The sequence below is a fragment of the Pseudomonas sp. R45(2017) genome (assembly GCF_002112305.1).
In the GTDB taxonomy this organism is placed as follows: Bacteria; Pseudomonadota; Gammaproteobacteria; order Pseudomonadales; family Pseudomonadaceae; genus Aquipseudomonas; species Aquipseudomonas paraglycinae.
In genome coordinates this window covers 179544-202110 of record NZ_NEHH01000005.1, presented here as the reverse complement: position 1 = coordinate 202110, position 22567 = coordinate 179544, and the positions used below count along the sequence as shown (strand labels likewise).

Annotated in this window: 23 protein-coding genes; 14 read left to right on the top strand and 9 right to left on the bottom strand. The window is 59.9% G+C overall.

From position 1 onward, the window contains the following. The first annotated feature begins 30 nt into the window (after positions 1-30). Entirely contained in the window at positions 31-414 is a 384-nt protein-coding gene (locus CAF74_RS13420; protein WP_085746665.1) for an MAPEG family protein, read from the top strand. Positions 415-463: 49 nt separating this feature from the next. Here the strand turns inward: CAF74_RS13420 and CAF74_RS13415 are convergent, their stop codons facing one another. Continuing rightward, positions 464-1636, bottom strand: a complete 1173-nt coding sequence (locus tag CAF74_RS13415) for a murein transglycosylase A (protein WP_085746664.1) — start codon at positions 1634-1636, stop codon at positions 464-466. A 128-nt stretch (positions 1637-1764) separates the two neighbouring features. Here CAF74_RS13415 and CAF74_RS13410 point away from each other — a divergent pair, with 128 nt between their 5' ends. Further along, positions 1765-2214 (top strand): cytochrome c, encoded by a 450-nt coding sequence (locus tag CAF74_RS13410; RefSeq protein WP_007959696.1) that lies wholly within the window; start codon positions 1765-1767, stop codon positions 2212-2214. Between the two features lie 42 nt (positions 2215-2256). On the opposite strand, the gene CAF74_RS13405 is transcribed toward CAF74_RS13410, so the two are convergent. The 4 genes from CAF74_RS13405 to CAF74_RS13390 all read right to left on the bottom strand — a co-directional run bounded on the left by CAF74_RS13405 (position 2257) and on the right by CAF74_RS13390 (position 6775). Beyond that, the gene (locus CAF74_RS13405; protein ID WP_007959697.1) at positions 2257-2652 is read right to left on the bottom strand and encodes a DUF1090 domain-containing protein; all 396 of its coding nucleotides are present in this window, start codon (positions 2650-2652) and stop codon (positions 2257-2259) included. 98 nt (positions 2653-2750) lie between these two features. Next, a complete protein-coding gene (gene ligB, locus CAF74_RS13400) occupies positions 2751-4427 on the bottom strand; it encodes an NAD-dependent DNA ligase LigB (RefSeq protein WP_085746663.1) in 1677 nt (558 codons plus the stop codon). A 143-nt stretch (positions 4428-4570) separates the two neighbouring features. Continuing rightward, the gene (gene metK, locus CAF74_RS13395; RefSeq protein ID WP_027610621.1) at positions 4571-5761 is read right to left on the bottom strand and encodes a methionine adenosyltransferase; all 1191 of its coding nucleotides are present in this window, start codon (positions 5759-5761) and stop codon (positions 4571-4573) included. An 18-nt stretch (positions 5762-5779) separates the two neighbouring features. After that, positions 5780-6775, bottom strand: coding sequence for a metalloregulator ArsR/SmtB family transcription factor (locus CAF74_RS13390; protein WP_007959700.1), 996 nt, complete (start codon positions 6773-6775; stop codon positions 5780-5782). A 271-nt stretch (positions 6776-7046) separates the two neighbouring features. Between CAF74_RS13390 and tkt the strand changes: the two genes are divergently transcribed. The 8 genes from tkt to CAF74_RS13350 all read left to right on the top strand — a co-directional run bounded on the left by tkt (position 7047) and on the right by CAF74_RS13350 (position 14933). Continuing rightward, on the top strand, positions 7047-9044 hold the full coding sequence (tkt, locus tag CAF74_RS13385; protein ID WP_085608891.1) for a transketolase: 1998 nt from the start codon (positions 7047-7049) through the stop codon (positions 9042-9044). Between the two features lie 151 nt (positions 9045-9195). Further along, the gene (gene epd / locus CAF74_RS13380; RefSeq protein ID WP_039767974.1) at positions 9196-10248 is read left to right on the top strand and encodes an erythrose-4-phosphate dehydrogenase; all 1053 of its coding nucleotides are present in this window, start codon (positions 9196-9198) and stop codon (positions 10246-10248) included. Positions 10249-10260: 12 nt separating this feature from the next. After that, positions 10261-11424, top strand: coding sequence for a phosphoglycerate kinase (locus tag CAF74_RS13375; protein ID WP_011336326.1), 1164 nt, complete (start codon positions 10261-10263; stop codon positions 11422-11424). Between the two features lie 34 nt (positions 11425-11458). After that, complete coding sequence (locus tag CAF74_RS13370) at positions 11459-11680, top strand: hypothetical protein (protein WP_085697808.1); 222 nt, start codon at positions 11459-11461, stop codon at positions 11678-11680. Positions 11681-11736: 56 nt separating this feature from the next. Beyond that, the gene (locus tag CAF74_RS13365) at positions 11737-12069 is read left to right on the top strand and encodes an MliC family protein (RefSeq protein ID WP_039767975.1); all 333 of its coding nucleotides are present in this window, start codon (positions 11737-11739) and stop codon (positions 12067-12069) included. 125 nt (positions 12070-12194) lie between these two features. Further along, a complete protein-coding gene (gene fba, locus CAF74_RS13360; RefSeq protein ID WP_007959708.1) occupies positions 12195-13259 on the top strand; it encodes a class II fructose-bisphosphate aldolase in 1065 nt (354 codons plus the stop codon). A gap of 158 nt (positions 13260-13417) precedes the next feature. Next, complete coding sequence (locus CAF74_RS13355) at positions 13418-13669, top strand: helix-turn-helix transcriptional regulator (RefSeq protein WP_085746662.1); 252 nt, start codon at positions 13418-13420, stop codon at positions 13667-13669. After that, positions 13662-14933 (top strand): type II toxin-antitoxin system HipA family toxin, encoded by a 1272-nt coding sequence (locus tag CAF74_RS13350; RefSeq protein WP_085746661.1) that lies wholly within the window; start codon positions 13662-13664, stop codon positions 14931-14933. Before CAF74_RS13355 ends, CAF74_RS13350 begins: the two co-directional genes overlap by 8 nt. A gap of 101 nt (positions 14934-15034) precedes the next feature. On the opposite strand, the gene CAF74_RS13345 is transcribed toward CAF74_RS13350, so the two are convergent. From CAF74_RS13345 to CAF74_RS13335, 3 genes are all read right to left on the bottom strand, one after another. Further along, the gene (locus CAF74_RS13345) at positions 15035-15901 is read right to left on the bottom strand and encodes a hypothetical protein (protein ID WP_085746660.1); all 867 of its coding nucleotides are present in this window, start codon (positions 15899-15901) and stop codon (positions 15035-15037) included. A 283-nt stretch (positions 15902-16184) separates the two neighbouring features. Then, entirely contained in the window at positions 16185-16547 is a 363-nt protein-coding gene (locus CAF74_RS13340) for a DUF6124 family protein (protein WP_085746659.1), read from the bottom strand. A gap of 364 nt (positions 16548-16911) precedes the next feature. Further along, positions 16912-17580 carry a polysaccharide lyase family 7 protein gene (locus CAF74_RS13335; RefSeq protein ID WP_011336318.1) on the bottom strand — a complete coding sequence of 223 codons (669 nt, stop codon included), beginning with the start codon at positions 17578-17580 and terminating at the stop codon, positions 16912-16914. A gap of 351 nt (positions 17581-17931) precedes the next feature. On the opposite strand from CAF74_RS13335, the gene CAF74_RS13330 reads away from it, so the two are divergent. Genes CAF74_RS13330 through CAF74_RS13320 form a run of 3 tightly spaced genes read left to right on the top strand, consistent with a single transcriptional unit; the run spans position 17932 to position 20909 of the window. Then, positions 17932-20055, top strand: coding sequence for a bifunctional diguanylate cyclase/phosphodiesterase (locus CAF74_RS13330; protein ID WP_085746658.1), 2124 nt, complete (start codon positions 17932-17934; stop codon positions 20053-20055). A 41-nt stretch (positions 20056-20096) separates the two neighbouring features. Continuing rightward, entirely contained in the window at positions 20097-20588 is a 492-nt protein-coding gene (locus CAF74_RS13325) for a M48 family metallopeptidase (protein ID WP_085746657.1), read from the top strand. Between the two features lie 24 nt (positions 20589-20612). Next, positions 20613-20909: a helix-turn-helix domain-containing protein gene (locus tag CAF74_RS13320; RefSeq protein ID WP_007894945.1), complete on the top strand. Its 297-nt coding sequence runs from the start codon at positions 20613-20615 to the stop codon at positions 20907-20909. A gap of 209 nt (positions 20910-21118) precedes the next feature. Here CAF74_RS13320 and CAF74_RS13315 read toward each other — a convergent pair whose 3' ends face one another. Beyond that, positions 21119-21571: a GNAT family N-acetyltransferase gene (locus CAF74_RS13315; RefSeq protein ID WP_085746656.1), complete on the bottom strand. Its 453-nt coding sequence runs from the start codon at positions 21569-21571 to the stop codon at positions 21119-21121. Between the two features lie 256 nt (positions 21572-21827). Here CAF74_RS13315 and CAF74_RS13310 point away from each other — a divergent pair, with 256 nt between their 5' ends. Then, positions 21828-22565, top strand: coding sequence for an ABC transporter substrate-binding protein (locus tag CAF74_RS13310; RefSeq protein ID WP_085746655.1), 738 nt, complete (start codon positions 21828-21830; stop codon positions 22563-22565). Positions 22566-22567 lie beyond the last annotated feature (2 nt).

The window sequence follows — 22567 nt, the reverse complement described above, 5'->3', positions numbered from 1 at the left end:
AACTCTAAAACTCGAAAGAAGGACGGTGTTATGACGGTGGCTTTGTGGTGTGTGTTGATCGCGATCTTTCTGCCCTATCTGTGCACCGTCGTGGCCAAGGCCTCGGGTGGTTTCAGACTGCGGGACAATCATGATCCCCGGGACTTTCTGGACAGCGTGGATGGCGTGGCGCGCCGTGCCCATGCGGCGCAACTGAACAGTTTTGAAGTGACCCCGGCGTTTGCGGCGGCGGTGATCGTCGCGCACCTGGTGGGCACGGCAGAGCTGGTGACGGTCAATGTGCTGGCGGTGCTGTTCATCACCAGTCGCCTGCTTTACATCATTTGCTATCTGGCGGACTGGGCGGCTTTGCGCTCGTTGGTCTGGTTTGTCGGGATGGTGCTGATTGCCAGCTTCTTCTTCGTTTCGGTCTGAACCTGAAAAGATCGCAGGCTGACGAGGCCTGCGATCTTTTGCATTGTACTTACGGCTTGTCGGCCACCTGCGGTACTTGCGGCAGTGCCGCGCCTTTTGGCCAGAGCATCCAGATCTGCCCTTGCTGCTTCATGTCGCCGGCCAGTTGCCCGGCGGCATCGCCGGTGCCCCAGAACAGATCCGCACGAACTTCGCCGGCAATCGCGCCGCCGGTGTCCTGCGCAGCGACCGGGCGTACCAGCGCCGTGCCGTCCGGGCGGGTGGTCGAGAGCCACAACAGGCTGCCCAGCGGAATCACCTTGCGGTCCACAGCCGCGCTGTAACCGGCGGTCAGCGGCACGTTCAGCGAGCCGCGCGGGCCTTCGTTGCTGTCCGGGTTGCGGGTGAAGAACACGTAGCTCGGATTGCTCGCCAGCAGTTCCGGAATGCGCGACGGGTTGGCCTTGGCCCAGTTGCTGATCGCGCCCATGGTCACTTCTTCTTTTTTCAGCTCGCCCTGTTCCACCAGCCAGCGGCCGATCGGCCGGTACGGATGACCGTTCTGGTCGGCGTAGGCGATGCGCAGCTGGCGACCGTCATCGGTCTGGATCCGCCCCGAACCCTGAATCTGCAGGAATTGCAGGTTCATCGGGTCGGTCAGCCACGCCACGACCGGCGCCTTGACGCCCTGGCTCTCGATGGTCGCCGCGTCGTCGTAAGGCTTCAGCACACGACCTTCGAGGCGGCCGCGCAGGCGCTTGCCTTTGAGTTCAGGGTAAATGCTGTCCAGCGAGACTATGATCATGTCCTCGGGCACGCCATACACCGGCACGTTGGCGGTGGCGGTTTGCGTCAGGCTGCCGGGATAGACCGGTTCGTAATAGCCGGTGATCAGACCGTTGGGGTTGTCGTTCTCGGCGCGAAGGCCGAAGACGTCGAGGTTCTGCTTGAGGAACGTGCGAATGTCGCCGGCTTTTTGCGGCACGTTGGCGGCTGCCGCACAGGTCGCGCCCCAGACCGGGTCAGCCTTGAGCCGGGTGCAGGCGCTGCGCCACGAACCGAAACCGGCCACCAGGTCGCTATCGGACACCGCAGGCAATGCTTCCCAGGTGGCGCTGGAGTACGTGGCCAGGGCGTGGGTTTTCGGCTTGGCGCTGTCGCCACCGGTGCAGCCGGCGAGGATCGCCAGCAGCGGGAGGGTCGCGATGAGCGGATGACGCCAGGCCTTGAAACGGCTGTTCATGGAGAATTTCCTGTGCCGGTTGCAGAAGTGCTCCATGCGCTCAAGCAACCCTTATTGTTAATAGGGCTATTGGTGTTTGGCGGTGACCCGAGGATACTGGCCGCCGATTTCCGTGACCTGAAGCCACCATGACTCTTAAAAGAATTTCTGTTGTATTGCTGGCCTGTCTGACCTTGTCCGCCTGTGGCGGTGTCGACCCGAATTCCCCGCTGGGTCAGCGCAAGGCGATCTTCAAGCAGATGCTCAAGACCGGCGAAGACCTGGGCGGCATGCTGCGCGGACGCATCGCCTTCGACGGGCCGAAATTTGCGGAAGGTGCGGTCAAGCTCGATGCGTTGTCCCATGAGCCGTGGAAACATTTCCCGCAGGTGCGTGAGGAAGATCACACCAGCGCCAAGGACGATGTCTGGCAGAAACAGGCCCGCTTCCAGGAAATGGCCCGCACCCTTGAAGCGGCCACCGGTGAACTGGTGATCGCCAGCAAGGTTCAACCTTACAAGGCCAGCAACCTGGGGCCGGCCGTGCAGAAAGTCGAAGATGCCTGCAGTGCCTGCCATAAAGAGTTTCGCGACCACTGATGTTCAAGGGATCACGGTTTTTGGCTGTGATCCCCGGCTTTCTTACTTGTCGAGTTCGTCCAGCGCGTCCTGCAATTCCTTGCGCGATTCGGCGAGCTTGTTCTTGCGCTTGTCGATCTTCTCCGGATCGCCTTTCTTCATGGCCTTGTCCAGATCAGCCTGACGCTTGCTCACTTCATGCTTGGCGTCGAGCACCTTGTTTTCGCGTTCTTTCTTCAGGCCGGCGTCGGTGCAGTGTTCGGTGACTTCGCGCAGGGCGGTTTCGAGGCCGGCCTGCTGGTCGGCGTTGCCGCGGGACTTGGCCTGTTCGATCTGGTTGATGATGCCCTGCTTCTTGGCGGCACAACCGGTCAGGCCCGGCGCGTCTTCATCGGCCATCACGGGGGCGGCGAGGACTGCGCAGAAAGACAGCAGGGCGAGCGGTGCGAGAAATTTCATAAAAGCTCCATGTGCAAAGGCAATCGGGTCGGTGAAGCACTGCGCTGTTGGAGCGCTCCGGCGGACATTGGGTTCCCGGCGGGCCGGGGATTGCGTGTTCAGAAGCCGTCGACGCCGGCGGCTTGCAGGGTTTCACTCAGGGCCAGTACCTGCGGGTCGCGAAAAAAGGCGCTCAATTGCGCCGAGCGGCCCGGGCCGATTCCGGCTTCTGCCTGCCATTGTTCGGTGTTGCGTTGTGCCAGCGCCTGCCATGAATCGGCGAGTGTTGCCTGACCGGTCGGTGGCAGCCCCAGGGCTTTGAGCCACTGCAGGAACGGCCGTTGGCGGGCGCTGTGAAAACTGTGCAGCAGGCGGGCACTGCTGCGCTCGCCGAGACCGGCAATGTTAGCAAGCTCCGGCCCGTCGAGGGTCAACCAATCCAGCAGGCTGTTCAGGCGGCCTGTTTCCAGAAGTTTCTCCCAGGTGCCGCGACCGACATGCGGTAGGGCGAGACCTTGCTTGCCGCTCAGCCAGGTGAGGCGTGCGAGGAACTGGCTTTCGCAGCCTGGCGTCGGTTGCCAGCAGCTCAGGGCGTGAAAGTCGCTGGCGAGCGGAATGGTCAAATCGGCGCGTTCGGTACTCCGCAGTACCACGCTGTCGAGGCGCGGGATCGTCAGCCCGGCCAGGCTGATTGCGACCTGATCGCCGGGCCGAATGTCCAGCTCCTGCCAACGCCTGAGCGAACTGACGCTGACCCGTTTGATCTGCCGGTCATCGAGCATAACCGGCGACAGTTCAAGCACCGGCGTGATGCGCCCGGTGCGGCCGATCTTGAAGTTCACCTTGCGCACATCGGCCAGCGCCTGGGCGAAAGGGTACTTCCAGGCGACGGCCCAGTAGGGCGGACGAGCCTGCCAGCGTTCGGCGGGCGGTCGCAGGCTCTGGCGCAGAACCACTCCGTCCGTGGCGAATGGCAATGGCGAGCGATACCAGTGATCGCGCCAGTGTTGCGCTTCGTTCAGGCTGGCGACGGCCTGGCTGTAGGGCTCGGTGGTGGGAAAACCGAACTGCGTCAGCGCCGCGATTCGCTCCGGCAAGTCCTTCGGCCCTTGCGGCCAGTCCCAGACAAACAGCCCGATGCCGGCAGCGTGTTCCGCGTCGAGATCCTTGCGCCCCAGCAGCCCGGCCACGGTGGCTCGAGCATTGGCGCTGCCGGCACGTGCCTGCATGTGTCCGTTCAAGCGCCAGTAGAGTTCGCCTTGCACCAGCAGATCCTGCGGTTGCGTCAGCTGTTGCGGAATGGCTCCGATCTTTTTTGCCGACGCGGTCCAGTCCTGCCCGCGAACGCCGTCCCCGCGACTGATCGCCTGATGCAGTCGGCCGTTGCGATAGATCAACGTCACCGCCACGCCATCGACCTTGGGTTGTACCCAGACATCCTTTCGGTCGCGCAGCCAGGTCGCGATGTCCGCCGCGTCATGAAGTTTGTCCAGGCCAGTGTGAGCGACCGGGTGCGCAACCGGGCCTGATGCGGTGCGCAACGGCTCGGGCGGTGAGGGAAGTTTGAAGCACCGGCGCCATTGGTTCAGACGCAAGCGGGACTGATCGTAGAGCTCATCGGCGATCACCGAGCGGCCTTCGCGATGATAGGCGTCGTCCCAGCGGTCGATCTGTTGCTGCAGGGCGACGACTTCGCTCGAAGCCCGGGCGGCGGTCCAGTCGGGGCAGTCGGCAGCGAAGGTGTTGAGGTGGAAAAACGGCAGGAAAAACAGAAACAGGCGCAGTGTGGCAAGCATTGTGAGCGTCCTTGCTCAGGGAGATACCTGAAGGCTAGCCGGGATTTTGAAGTGGGCCGGGCGGCTGTTTTGCCGGTTGTTTCGCGGCCATGAAAAAGCCCCGCACGGCGAACCGTGCGGGGCTTCTCGTACCGCCAGGAAAATTACAGGCCGGCGGCGGAACGCAGAGCGTCGGCGCGGTCGGTTTTTTCCCAGGTGAACGTGGAGAAGGTGTCTTCGCCAACAGTCTTGGTCTGCGGAGCACGGCCGAAGTGGCCGTAGGCTGCGGTTTCCTGGTACATCGGGTGCAGCAGGTCCAGCATGGTGGTGATCGCGTATGGACGCAGGTCGAACACTTCGCGGACCAGTTTGATGATCTTGTCATCGCTGATCTTGCCGGTGCCGAAGGTGTTCAGCGAGATCGAAGTAGGCTGGGCCACACCGATCGCGTAGGAAACCTGGATCTCGCAACGCTCGGCCAGGCCGGCAGCCACGATGTTCTTGGCAACATAACGGCCAGCGTAGGCAGCCGAACGGTCAACCTTGGATGGATCTTTACCGGAGAACGCGCCACCGCCGTGACGGGCCATGCCGCCGTAGCTGTCGACGATGATCTTGCGACCGGTCAGACCGCAGTCACCTACCGGGCCGCCAATGATGAACTGGCCGGTCGGGTTGATGTGGAACTGGGTGTCCTTGCTCAGCAGTTCGGCAGGCAGCACGTGCTTGACGATCAGCTCCATCACGCCTTCGCGCAGGTCTTTGTACGACACTTCAGGGTTGTGCTGGGTCGACAGAACAACAGCGTCGATACCCACAACCTTGCCGCCTTCGTAACGGCAGGTCACTTGGGACTTGGCGTCCGGACGCAGCCAAGGCAGCAGACCCGATTTACGGGCTTCGGCCTGACGCTGAACCAGTTGGTGCGAGAAGGTGATCGGTGCCGGCATCAGCACGTCGGTTTCGTTGCTGGCGTAACCGAACATCAGGCCCTGGTCGCCGGCGCCCTGATCTTCAGGCTTGGCACGGTCAACGCCCTGGTTGATGTCAGGGGACTGCTTGCCGATGATGTTCATCACGCCGCAGGTAGCGCCGTCGAAGCCGACTTCGGAGCTGGTGTAACCGATGTCGCAGATCACGTCACGAACGATCTGCTCCAGGTCGACCCAGGCGCTGGTGGTCACTTCACCGGCAACGATGGCCACGCCAGTCTTGACCAGGGTTTCCACGGCAACGCGTGCGTGCTTGTCCTGGGCGATGATGGCGTCCAGCACTGCATCGGAAATCTGGTCGGCGATTTTGTCCGGATGTCCTTCAGACACGGACTCGGAGGTGAAGAGGGAGTATTCGCTCATCTCGATGTTTTCCTGAATTTACCGATGGTGAGTGTCGCCAGCCGGTCGCTGAAAATGGCGGACCTGGATCTGGAAACCATTACGTAAGCCTACATAGAGGCTTTCCCCGGGAACGAGTCCCGCAGCGGTGGCCCAACGGGCCAGATCGTCCTGTTCAAACCCCAACCACAGATCACCGCAGGCCTCCCTGGCCCAACTCTGGTTGTGGCTACATAACTCTGTCACGAGCAGGCTACCGCCCGGTTGCAGCAGGCTGGCCATGTGCTTGAGCGCTTCGGCCGGCGCGGCGAAATGGTGCAACACCATGTTCAACACCACGCAATCGGCCTGAAGGCTCACGCCATTCAATGCATCGGCCAATTGCAGGCTGACGTTAGCCAGCTGTTCACGTTCACATACCTGACGGGCCAGTTCGAGCATCGCCGCGCTGTTGTCCAGTGCGGTTACGGTGCCGAAGCGACGCGCCAGTTCCGGCAGGAAAGCTCCATCGCCGGGGCCGACTTCAATGGCCGTGGCAGCGCCATTGAAGTTCAGTTTGTCGAGCAGGGCCAGCACGCTTTCACGGTACTGCGGCAGGCCGGCAATCAAATCCTGCTGGGCGCGGAATTTCTCTGCGACCCGGGCGAAAAAGTCCTGGCTGTTGGCCGCACGTTGCCCGTGAACCTGTGCGATCCGGGTTTCCACGTCAGCCGGCAGCGCCAGATTGTCGACTTCTTCTAACAATGCCGCGTGCAACTTGCCGCCCAGCAACTCGGTGTGGGGCAGGGCGCGGCGATAGAACACCGCATTGCCTTCGCGGCGAGTCGCCACCAGATCCGCCTGCGCCAGCACTTTAAGGTGATGGCTCATGCCGGACTGGCCGATATCGAAAATCTGCGCCAGTTCCAGTACGCCGAACGAGTCGTTGGCCAGGGCGCGCAATACATTCAGCCGCAGCGGATCGCCGCCGGCCTTGCACAGGGCCGCCAGCTCGTCGCAATCGTCATGGCGAATGGAAGGCACGCGTAAGTTCATAGGGCTGGCAGTCTAGTGACGGCCTGAAGGCATCGCAAGGTCTATATCAAAAAGTTTTGATATTGCTCGATGGATGGCGCATTCGATTGCACTTCTCACCGCCCGGTTAACTCTACAAACGAACAGCGGAAAGGTTTCACCAACCGAAACCGGTGTTATCCATTGGAAAAACGCCTCCGGATGACTATCTGTCATTGCCCCGAGGCGCTCGGGTGAGGGAAAATGCCCTCCTTTTTTCCGTTTCAATCTATTCACACCCAGGAGATCAGCGATGCCTAGCCGTCGTGAGCGTGCCAACGCCATTCGTGCCCTCAGCATGGATGCCGTGCAAAAAGCCAACAGCGGCCATCCCGGTGCCCCTATGGGTATGGCAGATATCGCCGAAGTGCTTTGGCGCGACTACCTCAAGCACAACCCGAGCAATCCATCGTTCGCCGACCGTGACCGCTTCGTGCTGTCCAACGGCCACGGCTCGATGTTGATCTACTCGCTGCTGCACCTGACCGGCTACGACCTGTCGATCGACGACCTGAAGCAATTCCGTCAACTGCACAGCCGTACCCCGGGCCACCCGGAATTCGGTTACACCCCGGGCGTTGAAACCACCACCGGCCCGCTGGGTCAGGGCCTGGCCAACGCCGTGGGCTTCGCCCTGGCAGAAAAAGTACTGGGCGCGCAGTTCAACCGTCCTGGCCACAACATCGTCGACCACCACACCTACGTGTTCCTGGGTGATGGCTGCATGATGGAAGGCATTTCCCACGAAGTCGCTTCCCTGGCCGGCACTCTGGGCCTGGGCAAGCTGATCGCCTTCTACGATGACAACGGCATTTCCATCGACGGCGAAGTCGAAGGCTGGTTCACCGACGACACGCCGAAGCGTTTCGAATCGTACAACTGGCAAGTGATCCGCAACGTTGACGGTCACGACCCGGAAGAGATCAAGACCGCCATCGAGACCGCTCGCAAGAGCCCGTTGCCGACCCTGATCTGCTGCAAGACCACCATCGGTTTCGGTTCGCCGAACAAGCAAGGCAAGGAAGATTGCCACGGCGCCCCGCTGGGTGACGCGGAAATCGCCCTGACCCGTCAGGCGCTGAACTGGAACCACGGTCCGTTCGAAATCCCGGCCGACATCTATGCCGAGTGGGATGCCAAGGAGAAAGGCCGCGCCGCCGAAGCCGAGTGGGATCAGCGTTTCGCTGCTTACTCCGCCGCGTTCCCGACCGAAGCCAACGAACTGATCCGTCGCCTGAGCGGCGAGCTGCCGGCCGACTTCTCCGAGAAGGCCGATGCCTACATCGCCGACGTTGCGGCCAAAGGCGAAACCATCGCCAGCCGTAAAGCCAGCCAGAACGCCCTGAACGCGTTCGGCCCGCTGCTGCCGGAAGTGCTGGGCGGTTCGGCTGACCTGGCCGGTTCCAACCTGACCCTGTGGAAAGGCTGCAAAGGCGTCAGCGCCGAAGACGCCAGCGGCAACTACATGTACTACGGCGTGCGCGAATTCGGCATGACCGCCATCATGAACGGCGTTGCCCTGCACGGCGGTCTGGTCCCTTACGGCGCGACCTTCCTGATGTTCATGGAATACGCCCGCAACGCAGTGCGCATGTCCGCTCTGATGAAGCAGCGTGTGATCCACGTCTACACCCACGACTCCATCGGTCTGGGCGAAGACGGCCCGACGCACCAGCCGATCGAGCAACTGACCAGCCTGCGCAGCACGCCGAACCTCGACACCTGGCGTCCAGCCGATGCCGTTGAATCGGCCGTGGCCTGGAAAAACGCGCTGGAGCGCAAGGACGGCCCTTCGGCGCTGATCTTCTCGCGTCAGAACCTGCAGCACCAAACCCGTGATGCCGGCCAGATCGCCGACATCCGTCGTGGTGGTTACGTGCTGAAGGACTGCGCAGGCGAGCCTGAGCTGATTCTGATCGCCACCGGTTCGGAAGTCGGTCTGGCCGTTCAGGCCTACGACAAACTGACCGAGCAGGGCCGCAAGGTGCGCGTGGTTTCCATGCCATGCACCAGCGCGTTCGACGCTCAGGACGCCAGCTACAAGCAATCGGTCCTGCCGTTGCAGGTTGGCGCACGTATCGCGATCGAAGCGGCCCATGCCGACTTCTGGTTCAAGTACGTGGGTCTGGAAGGTCGCGTGATCGGCATGACCACCTACGGCGAATCGGCTCCGGCTTCGGCACTGTTCGAAGAGTTCGGCTTCACCCTGGAAAACATCCTGGGTCAGGCTGAAGAGCTGCTGGAAGACTGATCCAGATCAGGTGTCGTCTTAACTGACGCCATCGCGGGCAAGCCCGCTCCCACATGGGCGATGTAGATCCCTGTGGGAGCGGGCTTGCCCGCGATGGCGGTCGGTCAGGCAACATCGCTTTGACTGATACACCACGGTAATCGAGAACCCCATGCCTCAACCGCGTCCCTACAAAGTTGCACTCAACGGCTACGGCCGGATTGGTCGTTGCGTCTTGCGTGCGTTGTTCGAGCGAGGCGAGAAGGCCGGGTTTGAGATTGTCGCGATCAACGATCTGGCCGACATGGCCAGCATCGAATACCTGACACGCTTCGACTCCACTCACGGCCGGTTTCCGGGCGAGGTGAAGGTCGACGGCGATTGTCTGCATATTAATGGCGACTGCGTGAAGGTCCTGCGCAGTGCCACTCCCGAAGGCATCGATTGGGCGTCGCTGGGCGTCGATCTGGTGCTCGAATGCTCCGGCGCCTGGCACACCCGCGCAGACGGCCAGCGTTTCCTCGACGCCGGCGCGCCGCGTGTGCTGTTTTCGCAGCCGATGGCCAGCGAGGCGGATGTCGACGCCACCATCGTTTACGGCGTCAATCAGGATTGCCTGACCGGCGACGAACTGCTGGTGTCCAACGCCTCCTGCACCACCAACTGCGGCGTGCCGCTGTTGCGTCTGCTGGATCAGGCGGTCGGCCTGGATTACGTATCGATCACCACGATTCACTCGGCGATGAACGATCAGCCGGTGATCGACGCCTATCACCACGAAGACCTGCGCCGCACCCGTTCGGCGTTCCAGTCGGTGATCCCGGTGTCCACCGGTCTGGCGCGTGGTATCGAGCGCCTGCTGCCGGAACTTGCCGGGCGAATTCAGGCCAAAGCCGTACGCGTGCCGACGGTCAACGTGTCCTGCCTCGACATCACGATGCAGACCGCGAGCGACACCGACGCCGGCGAGGTCAACCGGATCCTGCGCGACGCCGCCACCAGCGGCCCGCTCAAAGGTCTGTTGGCCTACACCGAATTGCCTCACGCAAGCTGTGATTTCAACCATGACCCACATTCGGCCATCGTCGATGCCAGTCAGACCCGCGTTTCCGGCCCACGGCTGGTGAACATCCTGGCCTGGTTCGACAACGAATGGGGTTTTGCCAACCGAATGCTGGATGTTGCAGAGCACTATCTGCAAACAGCGACTTCAAAAAAACCGTAGGAAGTGCGACCCATGACCGTGTTGAAGATGTCCGACCTCGATCTGCAAGGTAAGCGCGTATTGATCCGCGAAGACCTCAACGTCCCAGTCAAGGACGGTGTTGTCACCAGTGATGCGCGTATCCTGGCTTCGCTGCCGACCATCAAGCTGGCCCTGGAAAAAGGCGCGGCCGTGATGGTCTGCTCGCACCTGGGTCGTCCGACCGAAGGCGAATTCTCCGCCGAGAACAGCCTCAAGCCTGTCGCCGATTACCTGAGCAAGGCTCTGGGCCGCGAAGTGCCGCTGGTGGCTGATTACCTGGGCGGCGTTGACGTCAAGGCCGGCGACATCGTGCTGTTCGAAAACGTGCGCTTCAACAAGGGCGAGAAAAAGAACGCCGACGAACTGGCCCAGCAATATGCCGCCCTGTGCGACGTGTTCGTGATGGACGCTTTCGGCACCGCTCACCGCGCCGAAGGCTCGACCCACGGCGTTGCCAAGTTCGCCAAGGTCGCCGCTGCCGGCCCGCTGCTGGCTGCTGAGCTCGACGCACTGGGCAAAGCCCTGGGCGCCCCGGCCAAGCCGATGGCGGCCATCGTTGCCGGTTCCAAGGTCTCGACCAAACTCGACGTGCTGAACAGCCTGAGCCAGATCTGCGATCAACTGATCGTCGGCGGCGGCATCGCCAACACCTTCCTCGCTGCGGCCGGTCACCCGGTCGGCAAGTCGCTGTACGAGCCGGACCTGCTGGACACCGCTCGCGCCATTGCCGCCAAGGTCAGCGTGCCGCTGCCGGTCGACGTGGTAGTTGCCAAGGAATTCGCTGAAAGCGCTGAAGCGACCGTGAAGCTGATCGCTGACGTCGCTGCCGACGACATGATCCTCGACATCGGCCCGCAAACCGCGGCCAACTTCGCCGAACTGCTGAAGTCGTCGAAAACCATCCTGTGGAACGGCCCGGTCGGCGTGTTCGAATTCGACCAGTTCGGCAACGGCACCAAAGTGCTGGCCGAAGCCATCGCCGAAAGCGCGGCGTTCTCGATTGCCGGTGGTGGCGACACCCTGGCGGCCATCGATAAATATGGCGTGGCGGAAAAGATCTCCTACATTTCCACCGGCGGTGGCGCGTTCCTCGAATTCGTCGAGGGCAAGGTGCTGCCGGCCGTTGAAGTCCTGGAAAGCCGGGCCAAGGCCTGAGGCCGCCCGATTGGCCAGGCAAAGGAGTGTTCAGATGGTCAAGTCGTTAGCGCTGTTGTTGCTGACCGGTACATTGGCAGCCTGCGGGAGTAACCCGAAGGCTGCGCCGGAGCCGGCACCCGGCGAGGCACAGAAAGGCTGTTACCAGGCCGACTGGCAGGCCGAAACCAACCCGGTGCTGAACAAGCGCTCGGGCCCGGACGGTCTGGACAAATACGAGACGCAAACCCCGGCCAAGGAACATGGTTGTCCTTGACCGGTCTGACTCTTTACTCAAGTCCGGCGGCGTGCGCTGCCGGTCGAGGAACACGGATGAAAGGCTTGATCGCCGTTGCGGCACTGGGATTGTTGGGTGGTTGTGCGCAGTGGAACCCGTTCCAGTCGTCCGCGCCTGTAGATAACTGGACCACCTGGACCTGCGACAGCCAGGCCAAGGTGCTGTGGCGCTTCACCGATGCCGCCCGCAAGGAAGTCGATGTGCGCCTGGGAGGCGGTGATCAGGTCTATCGCCTGAAAGAAGAGCCGGGCGCCTCGGGCGCGTTGTACAGCGACGACATGCTGGCGTTTCACATCAAAGGTAATGAAGGCCTGGTTTACTGGGTCGCCACCAATGATCTGATCGGTCGGGGCTGCAAAGCCGAATAAAACAGAATTTGCTTTATCGAATCACCAGGCCGGGCCTCAACCCCCGATCTGCAATCACTTGAATAGCCGCCGCCGCTCCGGCAGGCTGGCACGATTAACGACCCAAACCGGGAGAGACACACACAATGGCACTTATCAGCATGCGCCAGATGCTGGACCACGCAGCCGAGTTCGGCTACGGCGTTCCAGCCTTCAACGTCAACAACCTTGAGCAGATGCGCGCCATCATGGAAGCCGCTGACAAGACTGACTCCCCGGTGATCGTTCAGGCTTCGGCCGGTGCCCGCAAATACGCCGGCGCCCCGTTCCTGCGTCACCTGATCCTGGCGGCGATCGAAGAATTCCCGCACATCCCGGTGTGCATGCACCAGGACCACGGCACCAGCCCTGACGTCTGCCAGCGCTCGATCCAGCTGGGATTCAGCTCGGTGATGATGGACGGCTCCCTCGGCGAAGACGGCAAGACCCCGACCGACTACGAATACAACGTCCGCGTGACCCAACAAACCGTCGCCATGGCTCACGCCTGCGGCGTTTCGGTTGAAGGCGAGCTGGGCTGCCTGGGTTCGCTGGAAACCGGCATGGCCGGTGAAGAAGACGGCATCGGCGCCGAAGGCGTTCTGGATCACAGCCAGATGCTGACCGACCCGGAAGAAGCCGCTGACTTCGTCAAGAAGACTCAGGTTGATGCCCTGGCCATCGCCATCGGCACCAGCCACGGCGCCTACAAGTTCACCAAGCCACCTACCGGTGACGTGCTGGCGATCGACCGCATCAAGGAAATCCACAAGCGCATCCCGAACACCCACCTGGTGATGCACGGTTCCTCGTCGGTTCCGCAAGAGTGGCTGGCGATCATCAACCAGTACGGCGGCGACATCAAAGAAACCTACGGCGTACCGGTTGAAGAAATCGTCGAAGGCATCAAGCACGGCGTGCGCAAGGTCAACATCGACACCGACCTGCGCCTGGCATCCACCGGCGCCATGCGTCGCCTGATGGCCACCAACCCGAGCGAGTTCGACCCACGTAAATTCTTCGGCGAAACCGTGAAGGCGATGCGTGATGTATGTATCGCTCGTTACGAAGCTTTCGGTACTGCCGGCAACGCTTCGAAGATCAAGCCGATCTCGCTGGAAAGCATGTATCAGCGTTATCTGAAGGGTGAGTTGAACGCCAAGGTCAATTGAGACTGGGTGTTGAACTGATTTGAAAGAAACCCGCCGTGAGGCGGGTTTTTTTGCCTGGAGTTTTATCAAGCAGTCGACTGACGTAAGGCGCTTGAAATGTCACCCATAACGGACATAATCGATTCCAGATTATAAAAAGTCCCATATGGGTGACATTTATGCTGCTCCCCAATCCCGCTGTTTTCGGTGAAAGAATTCGGCAATTGCGTCGGGCCAAAGGCTACAGCCAAGCGATATTGGCCCACAGAGCCAAATGCAGCCGCAAAACCATCATTGACCTTGAGGCCGGCGAGAATGTCGCGCTCTACACCGCGTTCAGGGTGCTGGCAGCGCTGGGCATGGCGCTGGAAATTGTTGATAACCGCATTGACCTCAAATCCCTGGCCGATCTGGTAGAGCACGATGAGTAAAGTCAAAAGGCTCAACGTCACCACGCCGCAAGGCTTCGCTGGTGCGCTGTCCAAGGGATCGCAGTTTTCCTTTGTTTATGAAACCGCCGATGCAACAAGGGAAGTCTCACTGGTCATGCCCTATGACCCGACGCCCTCGGTGAGCAACGTGCTGCATCCGATCTTCGATATGAATGTGCCTGAAGGGTTTCTGGCGGATCAGATCAAGCGCCGGATGGCCAAGCACATGCAAGTCGATGAGATGCGCCTGTTATCGGTCATCGGCGGGAACCAGATCGGACGCCTCACCTACCAGAATCCGATAGAAACTCCGGTATCCGTGCGTGCGCAAGTTGGATTGCAGGAGATCCTGTCTGCCGATGTTTCGCAGGGCGTTTTCGAGTTTCTGGTCGACACCTATTTCGAGTCGGGCATTTCAGGTGTACAGCCCAAGGTGCTGGTTCCGGACCTGGACAAGCTCACCGGCAATCGAAAAACCATGCTCAGCTCCGACCTGATCGTCAAATCAGGCGCGGATGAGTACGCACATCTGGCTCAGAACGAGTTTCTCTGCTTGGAAGCGGCTCGCATCGCCGGACTTGAAACACCGCCGTTCTGGTTGTCCGAAAACGGCGATTTGTTTGTGATGGAGCGTTTTGACCTGACCGAGGCCGGTCGCCTCGGGTTCGAAGACATGGCGGTTCTGTTGGGACTAAATAAGGATCCCCATGACAACTACAAGTATTCGCAGAGCTACGAAACTCTCGCGGCCGTGATTGGCCAGGTCTGTCGGCATGGTGATGCGCTTCGGGAGTTGGAGCGTTTTTTCGCTTCGGTCTGCCTTTCGGTCATGGTTCGAAACGGCGATGCGCATCTGAAGAACTTCGGCGTGATTTATACCCATCCAGAAGCTCTGGAAACTGTGCAATTGGCTCCCGTTTTTGATGTCACCACCACAACGGTCTACGAAAACTACAGTCCCAAATCAGGCCGTTCCTTGGTTGATCGCACGTTGGCAATCAAGATGAACAAGGTGAAAACCTATCCGGATCGCCAGCAACTGATCGAGTTTGGTCGCAAGCATTGTTCAGTGGAGAAGCCAGCCTTGATCATCGAGCGTATTGCTGAGGCGATGACTCAAGCGTTGGCGAATCATCAGGGGCGAGTGAATGGCGAGTTGTTTGCAGATCTGCAGCGGGAATGGGATGCGGGGCGGGTAGTGGCGTTGAATGACTCCGTCGGCTCAGGAATGAAGCGAAAGCCAGTCGGCACGACCCGTATTTGATATACGTAGGTCGAGTTGAAAATAAAGGAAAGCGGGGGCAGATTGATTTAATCGAGCAGCAGATAAATAAATCTGTCCCTCTGATTGATGTCGGAGTGGAATCAGCTTGCGCGGCGCACTGGCTTTATCGCAGTCAAAAAATCATTGATCACTTTTAAAACCCACTCTTTGGCCTTTTGAGTATTTGCCAACGGCGCTTCGCCTGCGCCCTCGATAAAGCCCGGAATATGTTCGGGAGCAAGTTTGACGATAAATGCAGCGGCGTCATCTGCTGCAGATTTATTATTGAACTCGTTCTCCAAACGACTCATTGACGCTGCGAATATTGAGCTCTTCATCAATTGCTTACTGTGTTCCGTCAGTTCAGTGATGTTGTTCGACTGATTGATGACGAGGAATATATCGAAGGCATCCCGCAAGCGTTTCCCAAAACCAACCGAGCGCCCCTTGGCAGAAAGGAAGCCAGCTTCGGTGGCGAAGGGGATCTTCAGCGAGGTCTCCGTACCGTCCATGGCCTGCCCCGATATCAACTGATGCCTGGCTTCCTTTTCAGTGAAGATCACGTCCGTTCCCGGGGTCGCGATGGACTCATAACGCCCCCACTGCATAATCAGGTCGGCTGAATCATCTGCATATTTCCTGTGCAGGAAATCCACATGAAAAATCATTGGTTCATCATTGACCACCAGCTTTCTGTACACCTGGAACGCATTCTTTGGCGCCCGCATGTACCCCGAGTCCTTAACCATTGAGTCCAGAGCCCGAATAACATGCTCTTTACTCAGCGCCGCATTCAGAATGATGTCGACGTCATAGGTGCCCGTGTGGGGAATGGGCTTGGAGTTAAACAGGTAAGGAATCCATCCACCAATCACCGCGTAGTCGATAGTTTGACGATTTAGTAACCCGGCTACTTCCAGCAGCATGGCCCGTGCTGCTTCTTGTTCGCTTGCAAAGCTATAAGTCATGTTCAGTCGTTCCTTCTTTTACTTGGTAGGTGTTATTTCTGAGGGGCCTGCGCCAAGCGCGGGGCGCCTCAATGTCTCAGGCCGGGCATCGGCGCTGCAGTAGTCGGCTTTTCTAGCTCCACCTCTTCCCTGCAAAGTCAATTGATCCGAGTGTAACTCGTTCATTTAAGAAACCCGCTATGGCGCGGATTTCTTGTAGGCGATGGCCTATCGGTAAGGGGCAAGAACGTCGCCAATTACGGACATTTCTGAGATTCCGCGATGAGCGAGCCGTTATGGGTGGCTATTCCTTTAACTCGACGTGATCCAGCGCCTGATTCACCGCCAGTTCCCCCAGCATTACCAACTGCGCAATGCCTATCGCGGTTTTGCGGTCGGCGGGGGCGAGGGTGGCGGCGAAGTTGTTGAGCATTTCGCTGGCGGAGTCGAGGGTTTCGCTGGCATTGGCCAGCAGGGATTCAGTGTTGTAGGCGGGGTTGGCGAAGTACATGCGGTCGGGTTCGTTGACCGTGGCCATGATGCGGGCGCCGGGGCAGAGGTAGTGGTCGAGGGCGTGCTCGGCGGCTTCGTTGAGTTTTTTGGGGTCGATGGAATCGTAGGGAGAGGCCGGGTCTGTGACCGGCGGATGAGGCGTAGATTTAATCATTTGCTCGAAACCTGAATGGAGTGCCCCCGCTCTGGCTACTAATCAAAGTGGAGGCAACTGTACGCAGGTTAGTAGACCGGGGTTTCGAGCAAGCCGGCGCACCCGAAGATGCCCTGCGCACAGTCGCCATCAGGTGCAGGAATCGAAATTCCTGACTGACAGATGCTTGTGCACAAGCTCGAACCCTCGGGCTACTAAACCCGATCACTGCGAATCAGTGACCCGAATCAAGTTACCGATGGCCCTCCAGGCGCACAAGCCGGCGGATTCTGGCGTACCGGTAGGCAGCGACGCAAGCCGTTGTAGGCTTCGGGACGTTACGCGCACTGCCTTTAAACAGAAGCCTTAAACGGTCGCGCGGCTGCTATTTATCGTGATCGATATCCAGCTTGCTGAACGTCACCTGCCCACCCTCACTGGTGTACCCGGTGTTGTCCTGCACATACACGCCAGCCTTGAAATACAGCGGTTTGTTGCGCCACGTCGCGCTGATCTGCGAATCCCACTGATACCCGGCCGCACTCACGCCCAATGCGCCGCCAGGGCTCAGGTGAATGAGGTAGTTGAACTCGCGATTGAGTTTGATCCCGGTGGCGAGGGTGATGACGCGGCTTTCGTCCTGATCCGGATGGGTGCGCAGCTTGATCACCAGGTTGCCGGTCTCGGTTTTTTCTTTGTATTGGTATTCAAGCTTGAGCATCGGCTTCTGGCTTTCATAGGCGTGGATCTGGCCGATGACGATCTTGCCGGAGCTGGGCACCTTGTTGACCGAAAGGGTCGCGCGCAGCAGGTTGTCGGCGTCGGGGTAATACCAGTTGCGCAATGTTCCGTTGCTGTAGGTCTCACGCAGTTCGGTGCGCGGGTAGATGGCGTTTTCGGTTTTCGAGCCGGTCACCGGGGACCAGAAGAACAGGGTGCCGGTGTCGGAATGGAAGTACTGATCCTTGAAGCCGTTCACCAGTTTGGAGGTTTCGACGGTGTAGGGCGGGCTGCCAACGGGAACGCTGAGGTTCCAGGTTGCGAGATCAATCATGTCGGTTCTTCCACTCTATTTCTCTTGCACGCGCGTGCCAGAAGCTCTAGCCCGCGCCTCTTGGGGGCGGCCTTTATAAGCGTAGAGGGATTTTTTGTTAACGGCCGTCTGGCGGATGATTGGCGTCAACATCCTGTCGAAATGCCATCTTTCCCGGTTTTCGGGGGCTTCAGCGGTGACCGTTAGTCGGCTGCCTATCGGTTTGGTTAAATGATGGCTGGATGACAGCTATTGCTTTTACAGATCCCGGACTAGAGTGAAGACTCGGTGACTGTATGGTTTTCACGAGAAGCCGCCCGGAACACTGACCCGAGATGCCCCGACACGAGTTGTCCCGACAAGAGAAGCAGCATGGAATGCGCGCAACCCCAGCCAGGTGAAGGCAGCTCAGTCCTTTTGATCGTTGATGATTACCCTGAAAACCTGATCAGCATGCGCGCGTTGCTGCAGCGCCAGGACTGGCAGGTATTGACCGCCGCTTCCGGTTACGAAGCCCTCAACCTGTTGCTCGAACACGACATCGACCTGGTGCTGCTGGATGTGCAGATGCCGGGCATGGACGGTTTCGAAGTCGCGCGGCTGATGCGCGGCAGCCAGCGCACGCGCCTGACCCCGATCATTTTCCTCACTGCCAACGAGCAGTCCCAGGACGCCGTGATCAAGGGTTATGCCAGCGGTGCGGTGGATTACCTGTTCAAACCGTTCGATCCGCAGATTCTCAAGCCGAAAGTCCAGGCGTTGCTCGAGCACCAGCGCAATCGCCGGGCCTTGCAGCGTTTGAGTCAGGATCTGGAATCGGCGCGGGCCTTCAATGCCTCGGTGCTGGATAACGCGGCCGAAGGCATTCTGGTGTTGGGCGAGGATGGTTTGATCCGCTTTGCCAACCCGGCGATTTCCCGGTTGCTCAATGCGCCGGTGAAGGAGCTGGAAGGGCAGGAGTTTCTCGATTATCTGCAGAAACCGCACATTCCGCTGTGGGCCGATTCCGAGTTTTACGCCGGGTACAAACGTGGCGAGACGCTGCGTCTACACGATGCGTCGCTGCGCACCGCACCGGGGCAGCAGGTGCCAGTGGCCTTGTCCTGCGCGCCGCTGCCGAGTGAACAACATGCGATGGTGGTGACGGTGCTGGACATGTCGGTGGTGCGTCATCTGCATCAGCAGCTGGAATTTCAGGCTGTCACCGACCCGCTGACCGGGCTGCTCAATCGCCGGGGTTTTTACCAGACTGTGGAAAACCTGCTGTTGCGCGGCGAGCGCACGGATAGCAGTTGGGTGTTGATGTATCTCGATCTCGACGGTTTCAAGAGGGTCAATGATTCCCTCGGCCATGATGCCGGGGACCGGGTGTTGCGCTGGGTCTCCGAACAATTGAAAGCGTGCCTGCGGCCATTCGACATTCTGGCGCGGATGGGCGGCGATGAATTCACCGCGCTGCTGGATCTGGAATTCCCCGAACAAGCGGCGAAGATTGCTGAAAAACTCATCGAGCGGGTGTCGATCTGTCAGCAGATCGAAGGCCTCGATATTGCTCTGGGCGCGAGTATCGGCATTGCCACCTACCCCGACTGCGGCAACAACCTCGACGGTCTGCTGCGCGCCTCGGACATCGCCATGTACGAGGCCAAGCGTGCCGGGCGTCAGCAATATCGTTTCTACGATCATGAAATGAACGGCCGTGCGCGGTCGCGGCTGATGCTGGAAGAAAGCGTGCGTAATGCCATCGAGAACCGCGATTTCAATCTGGTGTATCAGCCGCAGGTGGCCATTGGCGATGGTCGCGTTCGTGGTTTCGAGGCGTTGCTGCGCTGGCAGCACCCGAGCGTCGGCGATGTGCCGCCGGGGTTGTTCCTGCCGTTGCTGGAGGAGGCGACGCTGATCAGCCGGCTCGGCAGCTGGATCTATCATCGCAGCGCCGGGCAGCGTAAGGCTTGGGAGTCCGAGTTCTCCAGGGATCTGGTGATCGGCGTGAGCCTGAGCAACACCCAGTTCGGCCTGCCGAATCTGGTCACTGAATTGCGCCAAGTGCTGGAGCGCCATGGTTTGCAGCCACACCAGATGGAAGTGGAAGTCACCGAAGAGGCGCTGACGATCAACCCGGACGAGACCCGCAAGCAGCTGAAGCTGCTGCGCAATCTCGGGGTGCGGGTGGCGCTGGACGATTTCGGTTCCGGGGCCTGCTCGCTGGCGCATTTGCGCGATCTGGAACTGGATACCCTCAAACTCGATCGCCACCTGATTGCCCGATTGCCGGACTCGTCCCGCGACGCTTCGCTAGTGCGCACGGTCATCGACTTATGCAAGGAATACGGCTTGCTGGTGATTGCCGAAGGCGTGGAAACCGTCGAGCAATACCAGTGGCTGCAAGCCCATGGTTGCGAGTACGTGCAAGGCTTCCTGGTGGCGCGGCCGTTGGTCGCCGAGGACACCGCACGCTTTACCGAGCCGTTCGACTGGAGCGCGTTGGCCGGTTGAATTCGCTACACTGGCGGCCTTTTCATGACCTGTGCCGCCCCATGACTGCGTTGAAATACCTCCAGGCCTATCCCGCGCAATTGCAGGATCAGGTGCGCCAATTGATCGCCGACAACCGCCTCGGTGATTACCTGAGCCAACGCTATCCGGGTCGCCACGATGTGCAGAGCGACAAGGCGTTGTACGGCTACGCGCTGGACCTGAAGCAGGAATACCTGCGCAACGCCCCGGCCATCGACAAGGTCCTGTTCGACAACCGCCTTGACCTGACTCATCGCGCCCTCGGCCTGCACACCACGGTGTCGCGGGTGCAGGGCGGCAAGCTCAAGGCCAAGAAAGAAATCCGCATCGCCTCGCTGTTCAAGGACGCCGCGCCGGAGTTTCTGAAGATGATCGTCGTGCACGAGCTGGCGCACTTCAAGGAGTCGGATCACAACAAGGCGTTCTATAAGTTATGTGAGCACATGCTGCCGGGCTACCACCAGGTTGAGTTCGACCTGCGGGTGTACCTGACGTGGCGCGACATGCAATAAGACATCAAACAACGGAGCGCATGCATGGACGTAAGCAAGACCAAGAGCAGTTTCTACCGGCGCTTGTACGTGGCGTACCTGATCGACAGCGGCCTGGCGAGCAGCGTGCCGGCGCTGACCGAGGTCACCGGCATGCCCCGGCGTACGGCGCAGGACACGATTGCGGCGCTGGCGGATCTGGATATCGTCTGCGAGTTCGAACAGGAAGAAGGCGCGCGCAATCATGCGGGGCGCTATCGGATTCGTGAGTGGGGGGCGATTGATCGGGGGTGGATCGAGCGGAATTTGCGGCAGATCAAGGCTGTTCTCGAATATCCCTGAGTTTGGGTGTTCGCCTTTAGATTGTTGCCCTCACCCCAGCCCTCTCCCGGAGGGAGAGGGAGCTGACCGAGGTGTCTTGCGTCATACATCGACCTGATCAAGTGTGGCGATTATGGATTCAACAACGCTCGTTCAGGTCGTTGTATCTCCCGAATATTCCCCAATCAGTCCCCTCTCCCTCCGGGAGAGGGTTAGGGTGAGGGGGCTTTTCAGGAACGCCGCATCCCGATGTGCGGAATGTCATCCTCCAGATATTCCTCACCCGCCACCACAAACCCATACCGCCCGTAATACCCCTGCAAATGCGCCTGGGCCGACAGATAGATCGGCACTTCCGGCCAACGCCTCTCGGCCTGTTTCAGCGCCTGCTCCATCATTTCATGCCCCAGTCCTTTGCCACGCCCGGCCGGTGCGGTCAGCACGCGGCCGATCACCACGTCGCCACCCTGGGATTCCGGGTCCAGCAGGCGCAGGTACGCCACCAGCTGATCATCGTCCCAACCCATCAAATGGCAGGTGTCACCGTCCAGATCCTGGCCGTCCGGATCCAGGTAAGCGCAGCGCTGTTCGACCACGAACACTTCCGAGCGCAATTTCAAAATGGCGTACAGCTGCTCCAGTCCCAGATCGCTGTGATGTTTGCAGACCCACTCGATTGTCATCTTCCGATTCCTTGAACAACGTCGCCCGATACTAAGCGCCCCGCCGAAATATGTCTGTATGGCTGAGAAATCTGTGACAAAGGCCAAAATGCCATCATTCCAATATCGCGGCCCGCCGTACTTTGTGTAATCTGCTGGGAAGCGCTGTGCGATGGCTTCAATGAGCTAAGGTTAGGGCCTGGGATTCGCCGGTAAGGGGCCTTGGGGTTTTGACTGAAAACACGCCGGGCGGCCCGCCCGCTAAGGATTTTCAAGCATGCCGCGATTGCATCGAGCCTTTGCTTTGATCGGATTGCTGTTGCTGGGTCAAAGCGCGGCAGCGGAGAAATTGCGTCTGGTGTTCGACGTCTGGCCGCCCTTTACCGATGACACACTGGTCAACGGTGGGCTGGCGACCGACATCGTCAGCACGGCCCTGGCCCGTGCCGGTTATGCCAGCGGTTATGAGCAGGTGCCGTGGGCGCGGGCGTTGATGGGGGTTGGCGAAGGACGTTACGACGTGCTGGTCAACGCCTGGTACAACGACGAGCGCACGAAGATCGGGCAGTTTTCCGCTGAGTACCTGCTCAATCGCGTGCGCTTCCTCAAGCGCAAAGACGCGCCCATCGAATACAACAACCTGCAGGAACTGCACACCTATCCGGTTGCGGTCGTGCGCGGCTACGCCTATTCGGCGCCGTTCGATGCCGACACCGCGTTGCAGAAAGTCCCTGTGCATAACTTCGCCATGGCCGTGCGCATGCTCGCGGCGGACCGGGTCAAGCTGACTCTGGAAGACGAATACGTGGCCCGCTATTACCTGGCCCGGGAATCACCGAAGGTACGCAACGCAGTGGAGTTTCTGCCCAAGCCGCTGAGCGAGAACAGCCTGCATATTCTGGTCAGCCTGAAGAACCCGCAGCACGAACAGATCGTGGCCGGGTTCGACAAGGCGATTGCATCGATGAAGGCCGATGGCAGCTATGACAAGCTGCTCAGGCAGCATGGAATGTGAGG

What these genes read in the sequence shown, in the direction of transcription:
- metK (WP_027610621.1), bottom strand. Translation starts at nt 5,761, where the DNA reads ATGAGCGAATACTCCCTCTTCACCTCCGAGTCCGTGTCTGAAGGACAT.
- CAF74_RS13350 (WP_085746661.1), top strand. Translation starts at nt 13,662, where the DNA reads ATGAGTAAAGTCAAAAGGCTCAACGTCACCACGCCGCAAGGCTTCGCT.
- CAF74_RS13340 (WP_085746659.1), bottom strand. Translation starts at nt 16,547, where the DNA reads ATGATTAAATCTACGCCTCATCCGCCGGTCACAGACCCGGCCTCTCCC.
- tkt (WP_085608891.1), top strand. Translation starts at nt 7,047, where the DNA reads ATGCCTAGCCGTCGTGAGCGTGCCAACGCCATTCGTGCCCTCAGCATG.
- ligB (WP_085746663.1), bottom strand. Translation starts at nt 4,427, where the DNA reads ATGCTTGCCACACTGCGCCTGTTTCTGTTTTTCCTGCCGTTTTTCCAC.
- CAF74_RS13405 (WP_007959697.1), bottom strand. Translation starts at nt 2,652, where the DNA reads ATGAAATTTCTCGCACCGCTCGCCCTGCTGTCTTTCTGCGCAGTCCTC.
- CAF74_RS13390 (WP_007959700.1), bottom strand. Translation starts at nt 6,775, where the DNA reads ATGAACTTACGCGTGCCTTCCATTCGCCATGACGATTGCGACGAGCTG.
- epd (WP_039767974.1), top strand. Translation starts at nt 9,196, where the DNA reads ATGCCTCAACCGCGTCCCTACAAAGTTGCACTCAACGGCTACGGCCGG.
- CAF74_RS13320 (WP_007894945.1), top strand. Translation starts at nt 20,613, where the DNA reads ATGGACGTAAGCAAGACCAAGAGCAGTTTCTACCGGCGCTTGTACGTG.
- CAF74_RS13325 (WP_085746657.1), top strand. Translation starts at nt 20,097, where the DNA reads ATGACTGCGTTGAAATACCTCCAGGCCTATCCCGCGCAATTGCAGGAT.
- fba (WP_007959708.1), top strand. Translation starts at nt 12,195, where the DNA reads ATGGCACTTATCAGCATGCGCCAGATGCTGGACCACGCAGCCGAGTTC.
- CAF74_RS13345 (WP_085746660.1), bottom strand. Translation starts at nt 15,901, where the DNA reads ATGACTTATAGCTTTGCAAGCGAACAAGAAGCAGCACGGGCCATGCTG.
- CAF74_RS13355 (WP_085746662.1), top strand. Translation starts at nt 13,418, where the DNA reads ATGCTGCTCCCCAATCCCGCTGTTTTCGGTGAAAGAATTCGGCAATTG.
- CAF74_RS13315 (WP_085746656.1), bottom strand. Translation starts at nt 21,571, where the DNA reads ATGACAATCGAGTGGGTCTGCAAACATCACAGCGATCTGGGACTGGAG.
- CAF74_RS13365 (WP_039767975.1), top strand. Translation starts at nt 11,737, where the DNA reads ATGAAAGGCTTGATCGCCGTTGCGGCACTGGGATTGTTGGGTGGTTGT.
- CAF74_RS13335 (WP_011336318.1), bottom strand. Translation starts at nt 17,580, where the DNA reads ATGATTGATCTCGCAACCTGGAACCTCAGCGTTCCCGTTGGCAGCCCG.
- CAF74_RS13415 (WP_085746664.1), bottom strand. Translation starts at nt 1,636, where the DNA reads ATGAACAGCCGTTTCAAGGCCTGGCGTCATCCGCTCATCGCGACCCTC.
- CAF74_RS13410 (WP_007959696.1), top strand. Translation starts at nt 1,765, where the DNA reads ATGACTCTTAAAAGAATTTCTGTTGTATTGCTGGCCTGTCTGACCTTG.
- CAF74_RS13330 (WP_085746658.1), top strand. Translation starts at nt 17,932, where the DNA reads ATGGAATGCGCGCAACCCCAGCCAGGTGAAGGCAGCTCAGTCCTTTTG.
- CAF74_RS13310 (WP_085746655.1), top strand. Translation starts at nt 21,828, where the DNA reads ATGCCGCGATTGCATCGAGCCTTTGCTTTGATCGGATTGCTGTTGCTG.
- CAF74_RS13370 (WP_085697808.1), top strand. Translation starts at nt 11,459, where the DNA reads ATGGTCAAGTCGTTAGCGCTGTTGTTGCTGACCGGTACATTGGCAGCC.
- CAF74_RS13420 (WP_085746665.1), top strand. Translation starts at nt 31, where the DNA reads ATGACGGTGGCTTTGTGGTGTGTGTTGATCGCGATCTTTCTGCCCTAT.
- CAF74_RS13375 (WP_011336326.1), top strand. Translation starts at nt 10,261, where the DNA reads ATGACCGTGTTGAAGATGTCCGACCTCGATCTGCAAGGTAAGCGCGTA.